This is a genomic window from Enterococcus sp. S183_ASV_20, assembly GCF_018919685.1.
Taxonomy (GTDB): domain Bacteria; phylum Bacillota; class Bacilli; order Lactobacillales; family Enterococcaceae; genus Enterococcus; species Enterococcus faecalis.
The window spans coordinates 1-3771 of sequence record NZ_JAHLRI010000109.1; the positions used below are offsets into that span (position 1 = coordinate 1).

Here is a 3771-nt window from a genome sequence, read left to right on the forward strand (position 1 = left end):
CAATCAACGTAATCATATTCCAAGAAAATCATTGAATTACAGAACACCAATTGAGATATTTTTGAGCTATGTACAAGAAGCATTTTATTCTAACTTAATTTGACAAATCATATAATAAGAAAATGTATGGAATAAGATATAAGATGGTTGTGTCATTTTTAACTAAAGCAATCAAAGTTAGAAACTTAAAATAAAACTTGATTTAGGACTTTTGTATGATTTATTTTAGCTGTATTTATGATTTAATAAAACTAACTATTATTTCTTATTATAGTTGTCCTTTATGAAAGCGCTGTTTTTCGGTGTGCTTCGTCTATATTAACAACACTAATAAAAAGAGGATTTATTCAAAGTAAATAATAGGGAAAAAGTCGATAGAATAAGCAATAGTAATCGTTAAAAAAGGGAGATGCTAATATGGATATAACGGATAAAGAAAATTTTCAAAAACAGATGGATTTTTTGAAGAGACATAATTTTTACCAATATGTTTATCAATTTCGATGGCTATTTGTGTTTATACCAGTACTTGTTTTTTTGATCTTATTTTTATCGATTTTTCTTGGCTGATAATAGTAAAAGGCATATTATTAATGGGAATATTGATCAGTGAATATTATGTTATGTATCGTTTCTTTAAACCAATTGCTCTTGATGAAAAACAAGATTTCTCTAGTGTTCAGCTATTCCTTAACCTTTTTATATTTAATGCATTATTCATGTTTGTTATGCTAACAAACTTTCATCAAGTTTTTGTAGGAAAAGAATTTATTATTTTTGGTTCATTAATAGGCTCGTTGTTTTTTGGTAGTTTCATGGGTGGAATATTTACGATTTGCTTAAAGGAACAACTAAAAGAATACCAGAAGCTAATGAATCAATTTATAGATATAAAGAAAGAAGTACATTGATGAAAAATAGAATTAGTTAGAACAGCCATGTATGGTGAAATATTGTAGTATATTACTTGTTAAGGACGATGAACAGGATGAGTATCAAAAAATATTTACTTTTTTATATTATTAGCACATGTGCCATTATTTTTGTTTCTCTTACTTTTTTCTTTTTACCTCTAAAATCGATTGATTCTAGGAGTTATGAAGTACTTCATACGATATCTCAATATGGAGTAATTACTAATAAAGATGAGTGGAGGAATATTTTAGAATTAACAAGATACGGTAGAAAAGTAACTAATGTGGATAATTTAAATACATTAGTATATGGTGTTAACAAACATAGTTCTGTAAAACAAATAAGTAGTGACAAAGATATGGATAATATGGAAACTCTTAAGTTACCAAGTATTTCAAAGTATGAGGATCTTACAATTATTAACATTCCAAGTGTCTATAGCAATGATGATAACTTCTCAATTAAATATGCATCAAAGTTGACAGATTTAATCGAATATACTTCTGGTAACATTGTTTTAAATTTATCAAATAATTATGGCGGGCTGAAAGAACCTATGATTATTGGTGCGAGTTCTTTAATTCCTAATGGAATGCTCTTTAGCAATATTAATAATAAAAAGGAAAAGTATCCTGTTTACTTAAAAAATGGTAAATTATTTGGTGGCATTCCAGGAACGATTAACGAACTGAATCTTTATAAATTATCATTACACAAAAAGAAACTAGGGAAAAAAGTTGCAGTTGTAATAAATAATAACACAGCAAGTGCCGCTGAGAGTTTACTTTTAGCGTTAAAGAATAATCCAAATGTAAAAGTTTTTGGTATGCCTTCTGCAGGATATACTTCGGTTAATTTAGGACGTTTTTTTACTAATCAAAATTCCGATAATTATTGGTGGTTTGTATATACTGTTGGCTATTATGAGACAATAAAGCCCATAAAGGGAAAATGATTGTTTAACAATCAACCTGTCCCGCCAGATTATTATGTAGATTTATCGATGTTAGATAGAAATACTCAAGATATTACACAATTTTCTAATACCAAGAAACTATTCAAAAAAATAAAAAATTGGATTAACTCTGATTGAGTTGAAGGTACATTAAAGTAAATGAATTCTTAATGTATAGTATAACTTGTAAGCATAAAATTTTTATAGGAGAAAGGCTTTTGCTAAAATTATATTGTGGTAAAAGTCACATGAAAGTGGGGGGAGAATCGATGACGAAAGGGAAAAAAATTTTGTTTAGTTTTATTTCTTTAGTTTTTGGAACTTTTTTATTTGCAGTATTTGTTCATTATCAGTTCATGTATTCATTACCTATTTATTTTATTAAGTTTGAAGAGTATCCTTTTATAGAGAATTACATTCAACTATATTTGTACTGGGGTAGTGTTATAGGTATGGTCTTTATCCTTTTATTTATTTTAGGGATTGTTTTAAGTCCAGCAGAAGTAACATCCGTGAAATTAAACGATGACAAAGGAATATTAGAAATCAAAAAAAGTGCTATTGTAGGAATTGTTCAGTCGCAATTAGATCAGTCCAATTTATTAAGGGATTCAAAAGTAAATGTAAAAATGTATAAGAAAAAGATAAAAGTACGTATTACAGGAAATACAAGTGACAATCTAGATATTATAAATCAAACGAATCAATTAGTAAAAAATATTGAGTTATATCTTAAAACTTTTATAGGATTAGATACTTCAATAAAAGCAGAAGTAGTTTTCAAAAATATATCTCGTTCAGGAAAGAGTAAGCAAAAACAAAAACGAGTGATTTAAAGAAAGAGGGGAGAATATGAAAGAATTGTTCCTAGAATATAAGTATCCAATTATTGGAGGACTAATAGGATTGGTATTAGCACTTTTCTTTTTCACTATTGGTTTTTTTAAAACAATTCTCTTATTAGTTATGGTTGGGATTGGTGTATTTATAGGGAGTTATATTAAAAATGAGGATTTATTTGGAAAATTTTTCCAAAATAAATAAAATAAAGAATATTTAGGAGTGGATACAAATGGAGAAAACAAAAGTAAGTGTAAAGGAAGAAACGAAGAAGGAAAATGTACAAGGAAAATTAACGTATGAAGATAAAGTGATTCAAAAAATTATTGGCATTTCTTTAGAAAAAGTAGAAGGATTGCTTACGGTTGATGGTGGATTTTTCTCAAATTTAGCTGGTAAGTTAGTGAATACCGATGATGTTACATCAGGTGTAGTGGTTGAAGTAGGAGAAAAACAGGTAGCAGTAGATTTAGATATTGTTGCAGAATATGGAAAAGATATTTATAAAATTTACAATGAAATGAAAGAAATTATTACAAAAGAAGTAAAAAATATGACTGGGTTAGAAGTTATTGAAGTAAATGTAAATGTTGTTGATATTAAGACAGAAGAACAACATGAAGAAGATTCCGTTAGTTTACAAGATAAGGTTGGTGAGGCAACAGAATCAGTAAGTAATTTTGCCAGTGAGCAAACAGAGAAAGCAAAAGAGCTAGCTTCTAAAGGAAGTTCTAAAGCAAAAGAATTAACGGAATCTCGTGTTAAGTAATATAGAAAGAAAAATTTTTAATGAGAATAATTGAATAATAAAATAACTAAAAAATGTAGAGTAATAGTGAATCCAGAGGAGAAAATCCTCTGGATTTTTTTTACTTGATTTCTAGGGATGTTCCAGTGACCCCGTAAAGGTCGGTTTTTTTTATAATATTTTATTTTTGATATTTTTTTACAAATATTTGTGATATTTACAAGAATTCCTATTTTGATAAAGTCCGTATAATTGTGTAAAAGTAAAAAGGCCATATAACAGTCCTTTTACGGTACAATGTTTTTAACGACAA

General features: G+C 27.7%; 5 protein-coding genes and 1 pseudogene. All 6 read left to right on the plus strand.

Annotated features, from left to right (window positions below; translation table 11 throughout):
• A pseudogene (locus tag KQI94_RS15580) lies at positions 1–103 on the plus strand (IS30 family transposase); the annotation flags it as partial.
• Between the two features lie 490 nt (positions 104–593).
• Positions 594–911 carry a hypothetical protein gene (locus KQI94_RS16635; protein WP_010711383.1) on the plus strand — a complete coding sequence of 106 codons (318 nt, stop codon included), beginning with the start codon at positions 594–596 and terminating at the stop codon, positions 909–911.
• Between the two features lie 77 nt (positions 912–988).
• Positions 989–1870 carry a S41 family peptidase gene (locus tag KQI94_RS15590; RefSeq protein WP_002380049.1) on the plus strand — a complete coding sequence of 294 codons (882 nt, stop codon included), beginning with the start codon at positions 989–991 and terminating at the stop codon, positions 1868–1870.
• A gap of 269 nt (positions 1871–2139) precedes the next feature.
• Positions 2140–2706, plus strand: a complete 567-nt coding sequence (gene amaP, locus KQI94_RS15595; protein ID WP_010717288.1) for an alkaline shock response membrane anchor protein AmaP — start codon at positions 2140–2142, stop codon at positions 2704–2706.
• A gap of 16 nt (positions 2707–2722) precedes the next feature.
• Entirely contained in the window at positions 2723–2914 is a 192-nt protein-coding gene (locus KQI94_RS15600; RefSeq protein ID WP_002358517.1) for a DUF2273 domain-containing protein, read from the plus strand.
• Positions 2915–2942: 28 nt separating this feature from the next.
• On the plus strand, positions 2943–3479 hold the full coding sequence (locus KQI94_RS15605) for an Asp23/Gls24 family envelope stress response protein (protein ID WP_002358518.1): 537 nt from the start codon (positions 2943–2945) through the stop codon (positions 3477–3479).
• Positions 3480–3771: the final 292 nt, after the last annotated feature.

Bases quoted from the DNA above. Each gene is read 5' to 3' on its own strand.
- KQI94_RS15600 (WP_002358517.1), top strand. From the start codon at position 2,723: ATGAAAGAATTGTTCCTAGAATATAAGTATCCAATTATTGGAGGACTA.
- amaP (WP_010717288.1), top strand. From the start codon at position 2,140: ATGACGAAAGGGAAAAAAATTTTGTTTAGTTTTATTTCTTTAGTTTTT.
- KQI94_RS15590 (WP_002380049.1), top strand. From the start codon at position 989: ATGAGTATCAAAAAATATTTACTTTTTTATATTATTAGCACATGTGCC.
- KQI94_RS16635 (WP_010711383.1), top strand. From the start codon at position 594: ATGGGAATATTGATCAGTGAATATTATGTTATGTATCGTTTCTTTAAA.
- KQI94_RS15605 (WP_002358518.1), top strand. From the start codon at position 2,943: ATGGAGAAAACAAAAGTAAGTGTAAAGGAAGAAACGAAGAAGGAAAAT.